General features: G+C 28.5%; 20 protein-coding genes and 1 riboswitch. Of the genes, 16 read left to right on the forward strand and 4 right to left on the reverse strand.

Annotated features, from left to right (window positions below):
* Positions 1 to 9 precede the first annotated feature (9 nt).
* Positions 10 to 1,323: a Na+/H+ antiporter NhaC family protein gene (locus FMAG_RS10640; RefSeq protein WP_005886568.1), complete on the forward strand. Its 1,314-nt coding sequence runs from the start codon at positions 10 to 12 to the stop codon at positions 1,321 to 1,323.
* 77 nt (positions 1,324 to 1,400) lie between these two features.
* Positions 1,401 to 1,572, forward strand: a riboswitch (Lysine riboswitch).
* Between the two features lie 88 nt (positions 1,573 to 1,660).
* On the forward strand, positions 1,661 to 3,109 hold the full coding sequence (locus FMAG_RS10645) for a Na+/H+ antiporter NhaC family protein (RefSeq protein WP_005886569.1): 1,449 nt from the start codon (positions 1,661 to 1,663) through the stop codon (positions 3,107 to 3,109).
* 244 nt (positions 3,110 to 3,353) lie between these two features.
* Here the strand turns inward: FMAG_RS10645 and dtd are convergent, their stop codons facing one another.
* Positions 3,354 to 3,812, reverse strand: coding sequence for a D-aminoacyl-tRNA deacylase (dtd, locus tag FMAG_RS10650; RefSeq protein WP_005886570.1), 459 nt, complete (start codon positions 3,810 to 3,812; stop codon positions 3,354 to 3,356).
* A 136-nt stretch (positions 3,813 to 3,948) separates the two neighbouring features.
* Here dtd and FMAG_RS10655 point away from each other — a divergent pair, with 136 nt between their 5' ends.
* Positions 3,949 to 5,463, forward strand: a complete 1,515-nt coding sequence (locus FMAG_RS10655; RefSeq protein ID WP_005886571.1) for a nicotinate phosphoribosyltransferase — start codon at positions 3,949 to 3,951, stop codon at positions 5,461 to 5,463.
* Between the two features lie 289 nt (positions 5,464 to 5,752).
* Here the strand turns inward: FMAG_RS10655 and mgsA are convergent, their stop codons facing one another.
* On the reverse strand, positions 5,753 to 6,124 hold the full coding sequence (mgsA, locus tag FMAG_RS10660; RefSeq protein WP_005886572.1) for a methylglyoxal synthase: 372 nt from the start codon (positions 6,122 to 6,124) through the stop codon (positions 5,753 to 5,755).
* Positions 6,125 to 6,220: 96 nt separating this feature from the next.
* On the opposite strand from mgsA, the gene FMAG_RS10665 reads away from it, so the two are divergent.
* The 13 genes from FMAG_RS10665 (at position 6,221) to FMAG_RS10730 (ending at position 18,532) form a co-directional block, all read left to right on the forward strand.
* Positions 6,221 to 7,123: a phosphatidylserine decarboxylase gene (locus FMAG_RS10665; RefSeq protein ID WP_005886573.1), complete on the forward strand. Its 903-nt coding sequence runs from the start codon at positions 6,221 to 6,223 to the stop codon at positions 7,121 to 7,123.
* Positions 7,124 to 7,126: 3 nt separating this feature from the next.
* Entirely contained in the window at positions 7,127 to 7,519 is a 393-nt protein-coding gene (locus tag FMAG_RS10670) for a NusG domain II-containing protein (protein ID WP_005886575.1), read from the forward strand.
* 10 nt (positions 7,520 to 7,529) lie between these two features.
* Complete coding sequence (locus FMAG_RS10675; protein WP_005886577.1) at positions 7,530 to 8,618, forward strand: AI-2E family transporter; 1,089 nt, start codon at positions 7,530 to 7,532, stop codon at positions 8,616 to 8,618.
* The gene (locus tag FMAG_RS10680; protein WP_005886578.1) at positions 8,618 to 9,772 is read left to right on the forward strand and encodes a THUMP domain-containing class I SAM-dependent RNA methyltransferase; all 1,155 of its coding nucleotides are present in this window, start codon (positions 8,618 to 8,620) and stop codon (positions 9,770 to 9,772) included. Before FMAG_RS10675 ends, FMAG_RS10680 begins: the two co-directional genes overlap by 1 nt.
* Positions 9,753 to 10,415, forward strand: coding sequence for a hypothetical protein (locus FMAG_RS10685; protein ID WP_005886579.1), 663 nt, complete (start codon positions 9,753 to 9,755; stop codon positions 10,413 to 10,415). The genes FMAG_RS10680 and FMAG_RS10685 overlap by 20 nt, the downstream gene beginning before the upstream one ends.
* Positions 10,416 to 10,442: 27 nt before the next feature.
* On the forward strand, positions 10,443 to 11,084 hold the full coding sequence (locus tag FMAG_RS10690; protein WP_005886580.1) for a peptidylprolyl isomerase: 642 nt from the start codon (positions 10,443 to 10,445) through the stop codon (positions 11,082 to 11,084).
* Between the two features lie 275 nt (positions 11,085 to 11,359).
* The gene (locus FMAG_RS10695; RefSeq protein WP_005886582.1) at positions 11,360 to 12,391 is read left to right on the forward strand and encodes a LacI family DNA-binding transcriptional regulator; all 1,032 of its coding nucleotides are present in this window, start codon (positions 11,360 to 11,362) and stop codon (positions 12,389 to 12,391) included.
* On the forward strand, positions 12,378 to 13,694 hold the full coding sequence (locus tag FMAG_RS10700) for an ABC transporter substrate-binding protein (RefSeq protein WP_005886583.1): 1,317 nt from the start codon (positions 12,378 to 12,380) through the stop codon (positions 13,692 to 13,694). The genes FMAG_RS10695 and FMAG_RS10700 overlap by 14 nt, the downstream gene beginning before the upstream one ends.
* Positions 13,695 to 13,716: 22 nt before the next feature.
* On the forward strand, positions 13,717 to 14,604 hold the full coding sequence (locus tag FMAG_RS10705) for a carbohydrate ABC transporter permease (RefSeq protein ID WP_005886584.1): 888 nt from the start codon (positions 13,717 to 13,719) through the stop codon (positions 14,602 to 14,604).
* A gap of 10 nt (positions 14,605 to 14,614) precedes the next feature.
* Positions 14,615 to 15,433, forward strand: coding sequence for a carbohydrate ABC transporter permease (locus FMAG_RS10710; RefSeq protein WP_005886585.1), 819 nt, complete (start codon positions 14,615 to 14,617; stop codon positions 15,431 to 15,433).
* 10 nt (positions 15,434 to 15,443) lie between these two features.
* Positions 15,444 to 16,121 carry an MBL fold metallo-hydrolase gene (locus FMAG_RS10715; protein WP_005886586.1) on the forward strand — a complete coding sequence of 226 codons (678 nt, stop codon included), beginning with the start codon at positions 15,444 to 15,446 and terminating at the stop codon, positions 16,119 to 16,121.
* A 9-nt stretch (positions 16,122 to 16,130) separates the two neighbouring features.
* The gene (locus tag FMAG_RS10720; RefSeq protein ID WP_005886587.1) at positions 16,131 to 17,219 is read left to right on the forward strand and encodes an ABC transporter ATP-binding protein; all 1,089 of its coding nucleotides are present in this window, start codon (positions 16,131 to 16,133) and stop codon (positions 17,217 to 17,219) included.
* A gap of 602 nt (positions 17,220 to 17,821) precedes the next feature.
* Complete coding sequence (locus FMAG_RS10730) at positions 17,822 to 18,532, forward strand: MgtC/SapB family protein (protein WP_005886589.1); 711 nt, start codon at positions 17,822 to 17,824, stop codon at positions 18,530 to 18,532.
* Between the two features lie 97 nt (positions 18,533 to 18,629).
* Here FMAG_RS10730 and FMAG_RS10735 read toward each other — a convergent pair whose 3' ends face one another.
* Entirely contained in the window at positions 18,630 to 18,959 is a 330-nt protein-coding gene (locus FMAG_RS10735) for a DUF4325 domain-containing protein (protein WP_005886591.1), read from the reverse strand.
* A gap of 50 nt (positions 18,960 to 19,009) precedes the next feature.
* Positions 19,010 to 19,480 carry a toxin-antitoxin system YwqK family antitoxin gene (locus FMAG_RS10740; protein WP_005886593.1) on the reverse strand — a complete coding sequence of 157 codons (471 nt, stop codon included), beginning with the start codon at positions 19,478 to 19,480 and terminating at the stop codon, positions 19,010 to 19,012.
* Between the last annotated feature and the right edge of the window lie 108 nt (positions 19,481 to 19,588).

Below are 19,588 nucleotides of genomic sequence, written 5' to 3' on the forward strand. Positions count from 1 at the left end.
GGGAAGAAAATGAAAAAATATTTAGGGGTAATATTAGTACTTACTACTATGATTCTAAATATATTAGTAAAATCATATGTCGGAATAGGAGTTAATGGAGTTTTAATTTTTTTGGGAATTATAGCTCTGATAAAGGGATTTAAGTTGGGAGAGATAGTGGAGAATGGGTATTTAAGTGGTAAAAAATCTCTTTTGGTAATAAAGATATTTTTATTAGTGGGTGGGATTTCATCTATTTGGATAATGTCAGGAACAATTCCCACAGTTGTATATCAGGGTATAAGATTGATGAATCCCAATTATTTTTATCTATCATCATTTTTGATTACTTCAGTTGTAGCCTTTCTTCTAGGAAGTGCCTTTGGAACATCAGGTACAGTTGGGATAGCTATGATAGCTATTGGAAAAGGTTTGGGAGCTGATTTATCAATAGTAGGTGGAACTGTAATATCTGGAGCTTATTTTGGGGATAGATGTTCTCCAGTATCATCTAGTGCCAATTTAGTTGCTACTCTTACAAAGACTAATTTATATATCAATATAAAAAATATGCTAAAGACAGGAGCAATTCCCTTTGTATTGAGTGGAATACTATATGTACTTTGTAATAGTGGAAGTAATGAGATAGTAAAAAATATAGCTATGTTAGATTTATTAGAGAAAAATTTTAATCTTACATATTTAAATTTTCTACCAATAGTAATTATTTTAGTTCTAACACTTTTGAAAGTAAATGTGAAAATCTCTTTGATACTTAGTATAGTTATGGCTATGATACTTAGCTATTTTATACAAGGGAGGGAAATAGTAGATATAGTAAGAACTCTCTTTTTAGGATTTTTTCTTGAAAGGGATAATCCTCTTTACCCTATATTAAAAGGTGGAGGGATTCTTTCTATGTGGAAAACTGCTATAATAATTTTTATCTCTTGCTGTCTTTCAGGTTTGATTCAGATGCTGAAGATTTTTTCAAAAATTGAGGAGATAATTTTAAAAAGTAAAAGTGAGTTTTCTCTTTTTATATGGACAGTTATAGTAAGTATAATAGCTGGAATGTTAGGTTGTAATCAATCTATTGCTGTGGTAATGACAATAGATATTATGAAAAAAATTTATGAAATTAAAAAAATATCTAGAGAAAAATTTGCTATTGATATTGAAAATAGTGCCATTGTCCTAGCTGCTGGTATTCCTTGGAACTTAGCTAGCCTATTTCCTGCTACTGTGATGGAGTTACCTAGCTTAAAATATTTAGCTTACTCCTATTTCATTTTTTTAGTTCCAATAGTGAGAATTATAGAGAAAAAAATATATAAAAAATAAGAATGAAATATATATCATTAATAATATATATTTTACATTAATAAAATAATTAGTTATAATCATTTTTGTAAATAAAATATAAAAATAGAGGCGCAACTGACAAGAGTAATATTACTTAGTTTGACAAACAGTGAGGTAATATAAAAGGGGAAGTTGCCGAAATGAAAAAGAGGTCAGGCTTTTTTGTTGGTAATTCAGAGAATATCTGTCTTACTGTCATTGAGAAATCAATGGAGTGCTATTTGTGATTGTAACTTATAAAATATATTTTATGATATTTTATCACAGTTTAGTATTCTAAACTGTGATTTTTTTATTTTAAAAAACAGGAGGACATATGTTTGAAGTAATTAAATTAATGCCAGTTGTTATACTAGCAGGACTTATGATAGGAGGATTTGATGCACTAATAGCAGCACCTATTGCTACAGTAGCAGCAGCATTAGCAGCAGTAATAACAGAAAAAAGAAAATTTAATGAAATTTTAGATGCAGCACTTTCAAATGTAAGGGAGATAGTGATAGCTCTATTTATTTTGATGATGGCATATGCTATGGCAGAAGTATTTATGTCAACAGGAGTAGGAGCAGCTATAATCAATCTAGCTTTGAAAATAGGGATAACAGGGAGAACAATAGCAATAGTAGGAGCAATTGTAACTTCAGTTCTTTCAATAGCCACAGGGACAAGTTGGGGAACATTTGCAGCTTGTACTCCGATATTTTTATGGCTTAATTATATAGTAGGTGGGAATATTTTCTTAACTTTAGGGGCAATAGCTGGAGGAGCTTGTTTTGGAGATAATATAGGACTTATCTCTGATACTACAATAGTCAGCTCTGGAATACAGGGAGTAGAGGTGATAAAAAGAGTAAGACACCAAGGGGTATGGTCTGGTTTAGTTTTACTATTAGGAATCATAGCTTTTGGAGTAGCAGGTTTTACTTTTGACTTACCTAATATAACTGGAAATGGAGCAGAGGCAATAGCTAAAATACCAGCAGATGTGTGGACAAAATTAGCTGCAGAAAGGGAGTCAGCAGTAACACTGCTTAACCAAGTAAAACAAGGTGTTCCTGTATATATGATTCTTCCTTTAGTGCTTGTTTTAGGAGCAGCTTTTAGAGGTTATCAAACTTTTATCTGTCTTTTTATAGGAATAATATCTTCATATGTTTTAGGAAAGATAGCAGGAACAGTTGTAGATACAAGAGATTTTTTAGAAAATCTGATAATGTCTGGATTTTCTGGGGCAGGGTCTTGGGTAATAGTAATGATGATGTGGGTATCTGCTTTTGGTGGAATAATGAAATCAATAGATGCTTTTAGACCTCTATCTACTCTACTTATAAAAATTTCTAAAAATGTTAGACAGCTTATGTTTTGGAATGGAGTTTTATCAATAGTAGGAAATATGACTTTAGCAGATGAGATGGCTCAAATAGTTACTGTTGGACCTATTATTAGAAACCTTGTAGAAAAAAATGTAGAGGGAAGTCCAGAAGATATGGAAAAATTAAAATTGAGAAATGCTACATTTAGTGATGCTATGGGAGTTTTTGGTTCGCAACTTATACCTTGGCACGTATATATAGGTTTTTATATAGGAATAGCTTCAACAGTTTACCCACTGTATGACTTCAAAGCTTTAGATATAATAAAATATAATTTTATTGCCTATATAGCAGTAATAAGTATGTTATTTTTAACAATAACAGGTTTAGATAGAATGATTCCAAATTTTGGATTACCAAGTGAACCAAAGGTAAAATTAAAAAAGTTTTAAGAATATTTTGTAATTACTAAGTCATTATTATTTTAAAAAGAAAACTAAGAATTGCTCCATATTTCAAGAAGTTGATTAACTATGAGCTTATCTCACTAAAAATGCAAGGGTTAAGTCTTCGACTTATTGCATTTTTTAGTGTTCGATTTCGCTGAGTTAATCTAACTTCTCTTCATAAATTACGCAATTCTTTGAATTTTCTTTTTTTAATTTACACTTGGCTAGTTACTAGATTCTCAAGAGTTTATTTAAAACTTGCTACATCTTTAGTATCGATAATTAAAGTAACAGGACCATCATTTAGAAGCTCAACTTTCATATCAGCTCCAAATATACCAGCCTCTGTTTTGATACCATAACTTCTGCATTTATCTAAGAATTTTTCATATAGTGGTTTAGCTATCTCAGGTCTAGCTGCCTCAACAAATCCAGGACGACGTCCTTTGATACAATCTCCATATAGAGTAAATTGAGATATAACAAGTAACTCTCCTTTGATATCTTCTAAACCTAAATTCATCTTTCCATTTTCATCTTCAAAAACTCTTAAATCTTTAATTTTTTTAGATAGCCAATCAATTTCTCTATCTCCATCAGTGTGAGTTATTCCAAGTAAAACCATAAATCCTTGATTTATTTTACCTACAATCTCTCCATCAACACTTACACTAGAATATTTAACTCTCTGTATAACAGCTCTCATAATCCGCCTCCAATTAATATTTATCCTCTACATAATAACATTATTTTTTTCAAAAAAAAAGATGTTTTATAGTAAAAAAGAAAAAATAATGATATAATTATATGGAAAAGACTATAAAATATAAGGAGTAAGAAAGATGGAAAAGTCGAGAGTATTGACAGATTTTGCAAGAGTTATAAATTCAGATAGATATCAATATACAGAGAGTGATATATTTTTAATGGAAAATATGGAAGAAAAAATAGCTGTATTTGATGTATATTTTAGAAAAACAGAAGATGGAGGATTTGCAGTAGTAGCAGGTGTTCAAGAGGTAATAAATCTAATAGAGATATTAAATAGCACACCAGAAGAGGAAAAGAGAATGTATTTTTCTGAAATACTAGAAGAGGAACACTTAGTAGATTATCTTTCTAAAATGAAATTTACTGGAGATATATTAGCTATGAGAGATGGAGAGATAGTTTATCCAAATGAACCAGTACTAACAGTAAAGGCTCCATTAATTCAAGCAAAAATTTTAGAAACTCCAATATTAAATATTATCAATATGCAGATGGCAATTGCAACAAAAGCTTCAAGAGTAACAAGAGCAGCTTATCCTATACCTGTATCATCCTTTGGAAGTAGAAGAGCTCACGGATTTGATAGTGCTGTAGCTGGAAATAAAGCTGCTGTAATAGGGGGATGTGCAAATCATTCAAATTTAGTAACTGAGTATAAGTACGGAATACCTAGTGTAGGAACTATGGCTCATTCATATGTACAAACTTTTGGTGTAGGAAGCCAAGCTGAAAGGACAGCTTTTGAGACTTTTATAAAGCATAGAAAAAATAGAGAAAAAAATAGTCTAATTCTATTAATAGATACATATAATACTATAGGAATGGGAATAAAAAATGCTATAGAAGCTTTTAAAAACTGTGGAATAGATGACAATTATAAAGGAATGTATGGAGTAAGGATAGACTCTGGAGATTTGGCATATCTTTCAAAAAAATGTAGAAAAATACTAGACGAGGCAGGATTTAAAAAAGCTAAAATAGTTTTAACAAATTCATTAAATGAAGAGCTTATCCGTTCTTTAAAAGAGCAAGGAGTATGTGCTGATTCTTATGGAGTAGGAGATGAAATTGCAGTAAGTAAATCTAATCCTTGTTTTGGTGGAGTTTATAAGATAGTTGAAATAGATAATGAGCCTGTTATAAAACTTTCAGAGGATGTTGTAAAAATATCTAATCCAGGATTTAAAGAGGTATATAGAGTTTATGATACTTGTGGACTTGCCTATGCTGATTTGATTACTCTTATGAAAAATGATAGAGATAGAGAGTTGCTTATCAATGGAAAGACTCTTACTATAAGAGATGAAAAATATGATTTTAAATCAAGTGAATTAAAAGAGGGAGAGTATACAGTAAAAAGATTGACTAGAGAGTACGTAATAAATGGAGAGATAATTATGTCAGAATATGAAAAATTATTTGATATAATGGATTCTCAAAAATACTATTTAGAAAGTCTTGAAAAAGTATCAGAAGAGAGAAAAAGATTAGAAAATCCACATAAATATAAAGTAGATTTATCATCTGATTTGATAGAATTGAAATATAATCTTATTAAAGGGATAAAGGCTGAAATAGAAAAGTAGTATAAAGAAAATTATAAGAAGAAGTTAGATTAACTCAGCGAAATCGAACGCTAAAAACACAACTGTTTGAATGAAACGAGTTTTCCAATAGTAGAGGAGGTTTAACGACTACTACTATTGAGACACAGAAATTTATTTTCTGTGTTACACTAAGGAAACACTGAAAGCTTTGCTTTCTGTGTCTCAAAATTCTTAGAGAGCTAAAGCTCTTAGAATTTTGGAAGCCATAGTTAATCAACTTCTTGGAATATGAAATAATTCTTAATTTTCTTTTGATAAGTAATTATAATTATTTTAATTTTAGTGCTGTTACTAATAGTTCAGCTGTTGATTGATTAGTTGCAATAGGTATTTTATGTACATCAGCAAGTCTGATAAGAGCTGAAATATCTGGTTCATGAGGTTGAGCAGTAAGTGGATCTCTAAAGAAGAATACTGCTTCCATTTCATTCATAGCAATATCTGCTCCAATTTGTTGGTCTCCACCAATTGGTCCAGATTGGTATCTGTGTATCTCTAATCCAGTTGCCTCAGCAATTCTTTTTCCAGTAGTGCCAGTGGCAACTAATGGGTATTTTTTGAAGAAGTCAACATGTTTTTTAGTAAATTCAACTAAATCATTTTTCATGTTGTCATGAGCTATAAGAGCTATTTTTTTCATAATTTTATCCTCCTTGGTAAGATAGTGTTGTAGCTATAAAGTATTATACAATAAAAAGAGAAAAAAATCTCAAATTTTTTTAAGAAAGGTGAAAACATGGAGTTTAGTAAAATAAAATATATAGAGAGGAAAACAGGGGAAATAAAAACAGAAAAAGTTCCTGGGGAAAAATATTTAAAATTTTTATATTATAATCCTTTAGGAGAGTTACCTTTAAATTTAGTAGTAAAGAAAAAATTTCTTACTGATTACTATGGAAAGAAAATGGATAAGCCAGAATCAGTAAAAAAAATTCCTAGTTTTATAGAGGAAGCAGATATAAATATAAGTGAAGCTAAAAAAAGAATAGAGGAGTTTACAACTTTTAATGATTTCTTTTATAGAGAGTTAAAAGAGGGAGCTAGAATTGTAGATTTTAATGAAAATCATCTTATCTCTCCAGCAGATGGAAAAATTTTAGTATTTGAAAATTTAGATAGAGAAAAAGAGTTTTATATAAAGGGAGATAAATTTACTCTTGAAGAATTTTTTGCTGATAGAGATTTAGCTGAAAAGTATAGAGATGGGGTTTTTATGATAATTAGACTTGCTCCTATTGACTATCATAGATTTCATTTTCCAGCAGATGGAGAGATAAGTGAGAGTAAGTTAGTAGATGGGGTATATTACTCTGTTTCTACCCACGCTATAAAAAAGAACTTCAGAATATTGTGTGAAAATAAAAGGGAATACTCTATTTTAAAGACAGAAAAATTTGGAGATATAGCTATGTTTGAAGTAGGAGCTACTATGGTAGGTGGAATAAAACAAAGTTATCAACCAAATACCTATGTAAAAAAAGGAGAAGAGAAAGGATATTTCTATTTTGGTGGTTCTACTTGTGTCTTAGTTTTTGAAAAAGGAAAGGTTAAAATCGATAGAGATTTAATAGAGAATACAAAAAAAGGTATAGAAACAAAGGTATATATGGGAGAGAAGATAGGGGTATCTTTGAGTTAAAATATGAGAGGGAGAAGATATTTTAGAGTAGGAGATTTAGTAGTATATCTATTTTTTATAATATTTTTCTATACCTTAGGAACAAAAGTATTAGAGTTAGGAGAGGAAAAACCATCAAAAGTGGAAATCTATGTAGATGGAACTCTTAAATATATTTATCCATTGCAAAAAGAGGAGAGAGATATTTTTGTAGATACTGTATTGGGAGGAGTAAATGTAAAATTTAAAGACAATATGGTAAGAGCAACTAGCTCAAACTCTCCTAAAAAAATAAATGTAAAAAGAGGATGGATAAGTTCTCCTGGAGAGGTCATAATAGGGATACCTGATAGACTTCTAATAAAAATAGTGGGAGATAAAAAAGATGAAGATGGCTTAGATTACATCATAAGATAGAGGTGATAAGATGAATAAAATAAGAGGGATTAAGCTCTTAGGAATAGGAATAGTATTAGTAATTATTCAAAGTTTTTTACAACAATATGATACATTTAGAGAGATATATAGCAAGTATGTAGGATATCTTGTACCTGTAATCTATGCTTTCTTTATAACAATTTTTTTAGAGCCAATAGTAACTATTATTGAAAAAAAATTGAAAATAAGGAGAATTTTAGCTGTTCTATTAACTATATTTTTGGTATTTGTATTGGTAGGGATCTTTATAGGGATAATAGCTCCACAAGTGATAGAGAGTATAAAAGATTTATATGGTAAATTGCCAGCAATGCAAGGACGATTAGAAATATATGCTGGTGAGTTGATAGAGTATCTAAAGAGAAAAGGCTTGTTACTTATGGGAGATGATGAGATAAAGGCTAGTATCACTAACTTCATAAAAGAGAATATGAAATATCTCCAAGATTTTGGTATCTCTGTTTTATGGAATATAGTGTGGTGGGGAATAGCTCTCACTAAGTTTTTTATAGGTTTCTTTTTAGCTTTTTTGATATTGATAGATAAAGAGTATTTTGTAAGATTTATAAATAATATTTTTTCAATTATTTTTGAAAGAGAAAAAGCTAAAAGTATTATGGTATTTTTAGGAGAATCAAGAGAGGTATTATTAAAATTTGTATGGGGTAGAATAATAGTATCTACAGCAGTAGGAATAATAACATTTCTTGTGATGTTTTTAAGTGGAACTCCTTATGCCCTTTTAAGTGGAATAATGATAGGAGTAGGGAATATGATACCATATATAGGTTCTATAATAGCTGGAGCAATAGCAGTATTACTAGTAGGATTAGCAGAACCTTTCAAGTTGATATTTTTAGGACTTGCTATTTTAATAGCTCAAACAGTAGATGGTTGGGTAATAGGACCTAAAATAGTAAGTGAAACAGTAGGTATGGGAACATTTTGGGTTGTAGTAGCTATACTTATAGGTGGTAGTTTATTTGGACCTGTTGGAATGTTTTTTGGAGTACCTGCCTTTGGAATTTTAAAACTTGTATATATAAAACTTTTAAATAAAAGAGGAGATAGTAATTGATGACAAATAGGATAACATTAATAGCGTCTACTACTATGGGAGTAGAGAGTGTAGTAAGAGATGAGTGTGTAGCTTTAGGTTTTGAAAATGTAAAAGCTTTTAATGGAAGAGTAGAATTTGAAGGAACACTAAGAGATATAGCTAAAGCAAATATACACTTGAGATGTGCTGATAGAGTATTTATCAAAATGGGAGAGTTTAAAGCTCTTACTTTTGATGAGCTATTTAATAATGTAAAAAGACTTCCTTGGGGAGATATTATAGAAGAGAATGGAGAGTTTCCAGTAAGTTGGGTAAGCTCTGTAAAATCTAAACTTTTTTCTAAATCGGATATACAAAAAATTACTAAAAAAGCTATTGTAGAGAAGATGAAAGAGAAGTATGGAAAGAGTTATTTCTATGAAGATGGAGCAAAGTTTGCTATAAAAATTCAAGCCCATAATGATGTTTTCTTAGTGATGATAGATACAAGTGGAGAGCCATTACATAAAAGAGGATATAGAGCTATAAAAAATGAAGCCCCTATAAAAGAGACTATGGCTGCTGCTTTAGTACTTCTATCAAGATGGAAAGGTGGAGATTTACCTCTTGTTGACCCTATGTGTGGTACAGGAACTCTACTTATAGAGGCAGCTATGATAGCTAGAAATATAGCTCCAGGTGCTAATAGAAACTTTGTTTCTGAAGATTGGAAACTTATTCCAGAAAATGATTGGATAGACGTGAGAGATGAAGCTTTTTCAATGGAAGATTATGAAAAAGAGGTAAAAATCTATGGTTCAGATATAGATGCTGACACTGTAGAGATAGCTAGAAAAAATATAGCAAAAGCTGGGGTGGAAGATGATATCCATCTAGAGTGTCAAAACTTCTTAGATATGGAAAGAGATGAGAAATATGGAGCTTTAATTACTAATCCACCATATGGAGATAGACTTCTTGATGAAGAAGCAGTTGAGAGATTGTATGGATTACTTGGAGATATTTGTAGAATGAGAATTCCTAAGTGGTCATACTATATAATCACTTCTCACAAAGGATTTGAAAAAGCTTTTGGTAAAAAAGCTACAAAAAATAGAAAACTATATAATGGTGGAATAGAGTGCCATTATTATCAATACTATGGAGAGAAAGATGGAAAGAAAAGAGTGTAATGAGATTTTAAAATTTTCTACTGAGGTAATACTTCAAGTTTTTGTAAAGATAAATAAAAGAATGGAAGAATTAAAAAATAATGATGAAATATCAGCTTTAGAAATTTTACAAAATGAAGTAATTCCTAAATATGAAAAGCTTTATAAAGGATTAAAAACTGAGATAAAAGATGATGAAGAGATAGATATTGAAAAGTTTGAAAACATAAAAAAATATATCTATGATATTATGAAAGAAAATAGTTTTACTGAGGAGTTTATTAGAACTCAAATGAAATTAAGAGAGAGGTTTCAAGGAGAGTCTGGAGCTGAAGTAGTAAAAAAACTTTTTGAGTATGAAAAAAAACAGATGGAAAATACTAAGTATAATCTATTAGATAAGGTAAATAAAGTTCTAGATAGAGAGGATAAACTTGCTATGGATTTAAAAAATGCCATTCAAGAGGAGGAACAGATAGAGTGTATCTATAAGCTCCAACCAGTGAGAGAGGAGTATAGAGCTTTAGAAGAAAAGGTTTTAAGAGTTCAAAAAAATATAGATGATTTAAAGAAAAAATTAGACTCAGAGTGGACTTATGAAATCTATGGAACAATATCTAAAGATGAGATGTTAAATACTTATAATCAAACTATGAAAAAATAGAAAAATGTGCTAAAATATGGAGGAACTATGAAAATTTTAAAAATAGTTGTCCTTTTGCTAATAATAGCTGGAGGGTTTTATTATCAAGCTCATAAGAGAGCTGGAAAACCATTAGATACTAAGGAGGGAAAACAGGTGGAAAATATAGTATTAAATGCTAAAATAAAAACTGCTAAGGGAGATATCAATTTAAAATTATTTCCAGAAGTAGCACCTATGACAGTTACAAACTTTGTACATCTATCAAGAAGAGGATATTATAATGGATTAAAATTCCATAGAGTAATAGCTGACTTTATGATTCAAGGAGGAGACCCAACAGGAACTGGTGCTGGTGGACCTGGATACCAATTTGGAGATGAATTTAAGAAAGAGGTAGTATTTGATAGAAAAGGATTATTAGCTATGGCTAATGCTGGACCAAATACAAATGGATCTCAATTCTTTATCACTCATGTACCTACTGAGTGGCTAAACTATAAACACACTATCTTTGGAGAAGTTGTATCTGAAGAGGACCAAAAAGTAGTAGATAGCATAGCTCAAGGAGATATAATGGAAACTATTGAAATATCTGGAGATGTAGATGCTTTCTTAGAAGCTCAAGCAGAGTTAGTAAAAAATATAGATGATATCTTAGCTCAAACTATGCCAGATTTAGGAAAGTAGCTTAAAATTAAATTTTTATATAGATGAGAAATTACTTCTATTTGTATTAAATTCAAATAGAGGTAATTTTTTTTATTTATTTACATATTTTTTACATAAATTTAAAATTAATTTAACACAGATATGTTAAAATTTATTTCGAAAAAATTAATTTAAAAAAGTTTTTTTTGCTTTTAAAACGAACAAAAAATCAGGTGAAACACTTTACAAAATATTATTGTTATTGTATAATTATATAAAAGAAATGTTAACGTTAACATTTTTAAGGAGAAAATATGAAAAAAAATATAACAATAAAAGAAGTAGCAAAATTAAGTGGTTATTCAACTCAAACCATTTCAAGAGTTATAAATAAAGATTTAAAAGTAAAAGCTGAAACAAGAGAGAAAATTTTAAGAATAATAGAAGAATGTGGTTATAAGCCTAATTTTTATGCTAAATCCTTAGTTTCTAAAAAAAATAAAAATATTTTAATATTATTAAAGAGAAAATCTGGGCATAAAGCAACTATTTGGACAAGTACTCTAGTCAATGAAATAATTTTAAAGAATACTAGAAGTGATATCTCTATTCTAGTTGAACAATATTATAAAGATGAAGAATTAGAAAAATCCTTACTTAGTAAAGCTAGTACGTTTATTGATGGAGCCATTATATTTTATGAAGAAAAAGATGATGAAAGAATAAAGTTACTAGAAAAAAATAATATTCCTTTTATTATTTTTGGAAAAAGTTATGATAAAAAAAATATATATGTAGCTAATGATGATTTTAATTCTTGCTATAAAGCAACTAAATATATAATTGAAAATATTGGAGAGAAAATAGTATTTATTACTGGAGAAAGTCTCCCTATGAATGAACAAAGAATAGAGGGAATAATAAAAGCATATACTGAGGTAAATTCTGATATTCAAGAGTTGAAAATAGAAAGATTTATAAATACTTCAAGTGAGATAAAAGAAATAGCTAAAAAATATATATATAATTTACCTGAATGTTTTTTTGTAAATGGAGATGAGAAAGCAATTGTATTAATACGTGAGCTATTTAATAATGGAATAAAAGTACCAAATGATGTTGCAGTAATGGGATTTGATAATCTTCCTGTATCTGAATATACAATACCATCACTTAGTACAATTTCATTAAATTATAAAAAATTAGCGGAATCTTTACTAAAAAAAATAATATCTTTAATGGAGGGAGGGAATGAAGTAACAGAAGAGGTAGAAAGTAAATTGATAATAAGAGAGAGCACTAAAAAATTAAAGAAAAATCAAGGAGGAAAAGATGAAGAGATTTAGAAAAGCACTTTTAATATGTTTGGGGGCATTAACACTTGGAGTAACAGCATGTAATGATAGCAAAGAACAAGTAGTAGAAAAAAAAGATGAAACAACAAAATTAACTTTTTATTTTCCAGTAAATGTTGGTGGTAAAGCAGCTAACTTGGTAAGTGAAATGACAGAAGAATTTAATAAGCAAAATACAGATATAGTAGTTGAGCCAGTTTATACAGGAAATTATGATGATACTGTTACTAAAATACAAACAGCTGCACAAGGAGGAAATCCCCCTGAATTATTTGTAAGTTTAGCAACACAAAGATTTACTTTATCGAATGCTGGAATGGCTATGCCATTAGATGACTTAATAAAAAAAGATGGAGAAGAAGGGAAAAAATATATAGAAGATTTCTTACCAGGATTTATGGAAGATTCATATGTTGAAGGAAAAATTTATCCTATCCCATTCCAAAGAAGTACAATGGTATTATTTTATAATAAAGATGCATTTACAGAAGTTGGTTTAGATCCAGAAAAGGCACCTACTACTTGGGCAGAATTAGCAGACTATTCAGTAAAACTAACAAATGATCATAGAAAAGGAGTAGGAATAGCTTTAAACTCTGGATCAGCTCAATGGGGATTCACAGGATTTGCTTTACAAAATAGTACAGATGGTAAAAATTTAATGAATGAAGATGGTAAAAAAGTATATTTTAATACTCCTGAAAATGTAGAAGCTTTACAATTTTGGTTAGATTTACAAAATAAATATAAATCAATGGCAAGTGGAATAGTACAATGGACAGATTTACCTACTCAATTTTTAGCTGGAGAGGTGGCTATGATTTATCATACTACAGGAAACTTTGCTAACATTAGAGATAATGCTAAATTTAATTATGGAGTAGCATTTTTACCTGGAAATAAAAGAGTAGCAGCTCCTACTGGAGGAGGAAATTTCTATATCACTCCTAATTTATCTCCAGAAAAAGAAGCTGCAGCTTGGAAGTTTATTAAATTTATGACAAATCCTGATAACGTGGCTAAATGGAGTATAGAAACAGGATATGTACCAACTAGAGAAAGTGCTTATCAAACTGAACAATTAAAAGAATATTATACAAAATATCCAGAAGCTTTAGTAGCTTATGAACAATTACCTTATGCAAAACCTGAATTAACAACATATAATGCAGCACAGATTTGGAGAATATTAAATGATAATATTCAATCTGCAGTAACAGGAGAAGCTACTCCTCAAGAAGCATTAGATAATGCTCAAAGAGAGGCTACTGAAGTTTTAAATGAATACAATTAATTAAAATAGTTGAGTGATTGATATGAAAATAAATAAAAAAATGAAAGAAAATTTAACTGCCTGGGCTCTTTTGAGCCCAGCAATAATCTTTATGACAATTTTTACTGTATATCCAATATTAAAAAGTATATATTTAAGTTTTAGTAAATATAATTTAGGAATGAAAGAGCCAATATTTATAAGATTAAAAAACTATGTTGATATTTTTCAAAGCCCATTATTTTGGAAAATTATGTGGAATACAATTTATTTTTCATTACTGACAATAATTCCAAGTTTAATAATAGGGTTGCTTTTAGCACTATTAGTTAACAGAAAAAATAAAAATGTAGGTTTTTTAAGAACTGCATATTTTTACCCTGTTGTTATGCCGATGATAGCAGTAGCAAGTATTTGGTTTTTTATATATATGGGGAAAAATGGACTATTTGATCAACTTTTAATTTCTTTGGGAATGGAGCCAATGAATGTATTATCAAATAGAAAAACAGTTCTTCCATTTATGGCTATAATGTATATTTGGAAAGAAGTTGGATTTATAATGGTATTTTATTTAGCAGGACTTCAAAATATTTCAGGGGAATTATATGAAGCTGCAGTAATTGATGGAGCAAGCCCATGGAAAATACTAAAATATATAACTATTCCACTTTTAAAACCAACTACTATATTTATTTCAACTGTAGCATTAACAAACTCTTTTAAATTAGTAGACCATATAGTTATAATGACAGAAGGGGCTCCAAATAATGCAAGTACATTGTTATTGTACTATATATATCAACAGTCTTTCATTAATTTTAATTATGGAAAAGCAGGAGTACTAACTGTAATAATGTTATTTTTATTGTTAATTGTATCTTTACCAAGATTTTTTAAACAAGATAAGAATACACATTACAATTCATAAGGGGAGAAAAATGAAGAAGAATAATACAGGTGATAAAATAATCACAATAATAGGTTATTTAATAGCAATATTATGGTTAATACCACTAGTTTGGATGGTAGGAACAGCTTTTTCTGAACCATCTTTTAAAATGTCATTGTTTCCTAAAACAGCCTTTACTTTGGACAATATAAAGTATGTATGGAATGCAGTACCATTTAAAACTTATTATATAAATACAATTTTAATCGTTATAGTAACATTTACTATTCAAGTATTTACATCAACAATGGCAGCTTATGCATTAGCTGTAATGGATTTTAAAGGTGTTGCAATAGTATTTGTAATAATATTTATGCAAATTATTGTACCAAATGACGTTTTGATAACTCCAAATTTTATGGTGCTAAGAGAATTAGGAATGTTAAATACAAAATTAGGAATTATGTTACCATTTTTAGGATCTGCATTTGGAATATTTTTATTAAGACAACATTTTAAAAGTATACCTAAATCTTTAGCAGAAGCAGCAAGAATAGATGGAGCAACCACATGGCAAATAATATGGAGAATATATATGCCATGTGCAAAACCAGCTTATCTATCATTTGCTGTAGTATCTATAAGTTATCACTGGAATAACTATTTATGGCCACTAATTGTAACCAATTCTGTAAATAATAGAACTTTAACAGTTGGGTTAGCTTTATTTGCAAAATCAAAAGAAGCAAATTTACAATGGGCTAATGTATGTGCAGCAACATTTATAATAGTTTTTCCATTAATTATCTTATTTTTTATATTACAAAAACAATTTATAGATAGCTTTATGAGTTCAGGAATAAAATAAAGGAGTAAATATGTTATTAAATTTTTTAGGAATAGGATCAGCTTTTTTTCCACAATTGAAGAATACAAGTGCTTATTATGAAACAGAAGATACTTTATATTTATTTGACTGTGGAGAAACTGTTTTTGACGAGATATTAAAAAGAAAATTAATTGAGAAAAAATATATAAAGGTTTTTATAACACATACCCATTGCGACCATGTAGGAAGTTTAGGAAGTTTGTTGTCATATTGCTATTATGTGCAAGATAAAAAAATAGTTGAGGTAATACATCCTACTGACTATTTAAAAAAATTTTTGGAGATAGTAGGAATTGGAGATGAATTATATAATTATAGTTACTCTTTAAATAATAATGAGATAAAAGTAGAAGCAGTAGTGGTACCACATGTATCTGATATGATATCTTATGGTTATTTAATAAGTATAAAAGGCAAAAAAGTTTTTTATAGTGGTGATTGTGCTAGAGTTCCTGAAGAAATTTTAGAAAAATATTTATCTGGAGAGATAGATGAACTTTATCTAGATATTTCAAGTAAAAAGACTTCTCATGCAGCTCATGGAAATATAGTTGATTTAGAAGAAATGATTCCTATAGATAAAAGAAAAAATGTTTATTGTATGCATTTAGATAAAGATTATAGAGAAGTAATAAGAGAAAAACAGTTTGGAGCAATAGAAATATAGGGGGAAAAAATGGCACAGATAAAAATTAAAAATTTATGTAAAACATATCCAAATGGATATTCTGCAATAAAAGACTTTACTTTAGATATAGAGGATAAAGAGTTTATTATCTTTGTTGGACCATCAGGATGTGGAAAATCAACAACTCTTAGAATGATAGCAGGATTAGAAGAAATATCTTCAGGAGAGTTATGGATAGATGATAAATTAATAAATGATGTAGAGCCTAAAGATAGAGATATAGCAATGGTATTTCAGAACTATGCATTATATCCTCATATGAATGTATATGAAAATATGTCTTTTGGTTTAAAATTAAAAAATACTAAAAAGCAAGAGATAGATTCTGTAGTTAATAAAGCAGCTGAAATTTTAAATCTATCATCTTTATTAGATAGATACCCAAAAGAGCTATCAGGAGGGCAAAGACAAAGAGTAGCAATGGGACGTGCTATTGTTAGAACTCCAAAAGTATTTTTGATGGACGAACCATTATCTAATCTTGATGCAAAGCTTAGAGCACATATGAGAGTAGAAATAGCAAGATTACATAAAGAGCTTGGAACTACTTTTATATACGTTACTCATGACCAAGTAGAAGCTATGACATTAGGAACTAGAATAGTTGTAATGAAAGATGGAATAATTCAACAAGTTGATAATCCAAGAAATTTATACTATCATCCTAAAAATATGTTTGTAGCTGGATTTATAGGAACACCTCAAATAAATTTTATTCCTAGCCAAGTTTTGGAAGAGGAAGGAAAAGTATATATAAAAAATGAGATGATAAAAAAAGAGTTGTTAGAAAGTGATGCTAAGATTTTAAGAGATAAAGGATATATAGGAAAAGAAATAGTTATAGGAATAAGACCTGAAAATATAAAGCTTAGTGATACTGGGAAAACATTTAAGATAAATAACTATGAAATGATAGGTTCAGAATCTTATATATATACTAAACTTGAAAATATAGAATTGATAGTAAGGATAAATTCTAATATTCCATTAACTGTTGACGATAATGTTAGTTTTGATATAGATGAAAACTTTATACATTTCTTTGATAAAGAAAGTGAGATATCAATAAAAGAATGAAAAAATTTCTAAATTTATTAGGACAATTAATTTTTTTAAATTTATTATTTATAATTTCGTCAATTCCAGTTATTACTTTTGGAGCAGGAATAAGTAGCTGCTATGAAGTAATTAAAATGTGGGATAAGGATATTGAAATAAATATTATAACTTTTTATTTTCAAAAATTTAAAAGGATAGTAAAGAAAGTACTTGTATTGAATATTATAATGTTAATACTAGGAATATTATTTATTATAATTTTTATTTTTTTATGGAATCAAGAAATAATACTTGCAAAAATAATATTATTTCCTTTTTTAAGTTCATTTTTAATCATATTAATGACAATGTCATATTACTATTATTATGTTATTGATAAAATTGAAGAAAAAAATTTAGATATAATAAAATATTCTTTTTTTAAAAGTCTAATAAATATAAAAAAATCATTTATAATATTATTATACCCTATTTTAATAATTATTTTATTTATATTATATAATATTTATATATGGGAATTTATTATTGTTATTGGTTTTGGAGTAGGTTTTTATATAAATTTTAAAATTTTAAGAAGTATTTATTAAAAATATTATAAAAAAGAGAAAGAGGGAAAATAGTTGAGTGAATTTACCAATGAGTTACCATTATATGAAATAATTTTGAGGATAGTAATGGCTATAATTATTGGAGGAGTAATAGGGTATGAGAGAGGACATCAAAATAGACCAGCTGGTTTTAGAACTCATATATTAGTATGTTTAGGTGCTGCTATTGTTTCTATGATACAAGATCAATTAAGAGTGAATATTTTGAAGTATACAATTTTACATCCAGAAGTAGCCCAAGTCTTAAAAACTGATTTAGGACGCATTGGAGCTCAAGTTGTCAGTGGTATAGGTTTTTTAGGAGCTGGAACTATAATGAGAGATAAAGGAATTATAGGAGGATTAACTACTGCAGCTTCTATTTGGGCAACCGGTTGTTTAGGACTTAGTATAGGTTGGGGCTTTTATTATTTAGCAATTCCAGCAGGAATTGGAATTATAATAGTTTTAGTGACTTTGAAAAAACTAGAGAGATACTGGATTGAAAATAAGCATATAATGAAGATAGATATTCAATACAATAAAGAATATTCTTATAGTGATATATTAATAAAAAACTATAATATTTTTAAAGAGATGAACGTAAGAATTAAAGATGTAACAAAATCTATTGAAGAGAATAAAATTTCTTATACTTTAATAGTGGCTAAACAGATGGAAGCAGTAGATGTATTACTAGAGCTTTCTAAGTATGAACATATATCACAAGTACAAATTCCATAATTATTAATAAAATATCAAATAAAAAATAGAGAGAGCAACAGAAAAATCTGAGGCACTCTCTATCTTTTATTTTTATCTAGAGGTTTGGTAAGCTAAATTATGAATAACTATATTCAATAGCTGAGAATTGTAAGCTAAGTTTTTTATAATTATCTCTTAGGTATCTTATCTCTTCAATTAAATTATGAGAAGCATTTGATATAGATATAAGATTTTTTAATTCTTTAGCACTTTTACCACAATCTTTAGCTACATTACTAAAAACTATATAGAGGAATGAAAGGGTAGTAGCCTGTATTCCTAAAAAGTCAATATTTATAGATTTACCTAATTTTATTCTTTTTGCAATTATTTTATACAACTGAAGTGCTTTTTTAGGAGAAGCAAGAACAGAAGTATTTAGTATTTTACTTAATATGAGCTTCATATGAAACCCTCCTTTAAAAGATATGAACTCTCCCACAAAATATTAAATAACTAATTATCAGGATAGGTAGCTTTACCTATTAATTTTCCTTTACTATTATAATATTTCCAAACTCCTTTAGGGATACCATTTTTAAATCTTCCTTGAACTTGAATCTGTCCATTAGGATGAAAAAGAAAATAATTTCCATTGTCTTTTCCATTTAGATAAGTTGTTTCAAAAATTTTTGTACCATTTTCTTGATAAAGAATATATTTACCAAAAAGTTTTCCATTTTTCCAACTTTCAATAGATTTAAGATTACCATTAGGATAAAAAGTTAACCATTTACCATGAGGTTTTCCCTCAAGATAGAAACTCCTATCTTTTTTAGTTATAACTTTTCCTGTAAAAGGAGAGGAGTCTTTTTTTAGATAGATAATTCCTCTTTTTTCTGTAATCTCATAATCATAAGCACTTTTAGTGCTAGAAAAACTTATATAGTTTATTATAAAAAATAAAATTAACAAATTGAATTTCACAGTACCACCTAAGAAATAAAAAAAACTATTCAACTAAAAAGATAACTATGATATAATAAAATTATCTTTATACTCTTTTGACTTAAAAATATAAAAAAAAGTTTAAAA

The organism is Fusobacterium mortiferum ATCC 9817, assembly GCF_000158195.2.
In the GTDB taxonomy this organism is placed as follows: domain Bacteria; phylum Fusobacteriota; class Fusobacteriia; order Fusobacteriales; family Fusobacteriaceae; genus Fusobacterium_A; species Fusobacterium_A mortiferum.

Excerpts from the sequence above, each read along its gene's own strand:
- FMAG_RS10715 (WP_005886586.1), top strand. The coding sequence starts at position 15,444 with ATGTTATTAAATTTTTTAGGAATAGGATCAGCTTTTTTTCCACAATTG.
- FMAG_RS10680 (WP_005886578.1), top strand. The coding sequence starts at position 8,618 with ATGACAAATAGGATAACATTAATAGCGTCTACTACTATGGGAGTAGAG.
- FMAG_RS10675 (WP_005886577.1), top strand. The coding sequence starts at position 7,530 with ATGAATAAAATAAGAGGGATTAAGCTCTTAGGAATAGGAATAGTATTA.
- FMAG_RS10655 (WP_005886571.1), top strand. The coding sequence starts at position 3,949 with ATGGAAAAGTCGAGAGTATTGACAGATTTTGCAAGAGTTATAAATTCA.
- FMAG_RS10710 (WP_005886585.1), top strand. The coding sequence starts at position 14,615 with ATGAAGAAGAATAATACAGGTGATAAAATAATCACAATAATAGGTTAT.
- FMAG_RS10735 (WP_005886591.1), bottom strand. The coding sequence starts at position 18,959 with ATGAAGCTCATATTAAGTAAAATACTAAATACTTCTGTTCTTGCTTCT.
- FMAG_RS10720 (WP_005886587.1), top strand. The coding sequence starts at position 16,131 with ATGGCACAGATAAAAATTAAAAATTTATGTAAAACATATCCAAATGGA.
- FMAG_RS10700 (WP_005886583.1), top strand. The coding sequence starts at position 12,378 with ATGAAGAGATTTAGAAAAGCACTTTTAATATGTTTGGGGGCATTAACA.
- dtd (WP_005886570.1), bottom strand. The coding sequence starts at position 3,812 with ATGAGAGCTGTTATACAGAGAGTTAAATATTCTAGTGTAAGTGTTGAT.
- FMAG_RS10670 (WP_005886575.1), top strand. The coding sequence starts at position 7,127 with ATGAGAGGGAGAAGATATTTTAGAGTAGGAGATTTAGTAGTATATCTA.
- FMAG_RS10705 (WP_005886584.1), top strand. The coding sequence starts at position 13,717 with ATGAAAATAAATAAAAAAATGAAAGAAAATTTAACTGCCTGGGCTCTT.
- FMAG_RS10645 (WP_005886569.1), top strand. The coding sequence starts at position 1,661 with ATGTTTGAAGTAATTAAATTAATGCCAGTTGTTATACTAGCAGGACTT.
- FMAG_RS10685 (WP_005886579.1), top strand. The coding sequence starts at position 9,753 with ATGGAAAGAAAAGAGTGTAATGAGATTTTAAAATTTTCTACTGAGGTA.
- FMAG_RS10640 (WP_005886568.1), top strand. The coding sequence starts at position 10 with ATGAAAAAATATTTAGGGGTAATATTAGTACTTACTACTATGATTCTA.
- FMAG_RS10665 (WP_005886573.1), top strand. The coding sequence starts at position 6,221 with ATGGAGTTTAGTAAAATAAAATATATAGAGAGGAAAACAGGGGAAATA.
- mgsA (WP_005886572.1), bottom strand. The coding sequence starts at position 6,124 with ATGAAAAAAATAGCTCTTATAGCTCATGACAACATGAAAAATGATTTA.
- FMAG_RS10695 (WP_005886582.1), top strand. The coding sequence starts at position 11,360 with ATGAAAAAAAATATAACAATAAAAGAAGTAGCAAAATTAAGTGGTTAT.
- FMAG_RS10690 (WP_005886580.1), top strand. The coding sequence starts at position 10,443 with ATGAAAATTTTAAAAATAGTTGTCCTTTTGCTAATAATAGCTGGAGGG.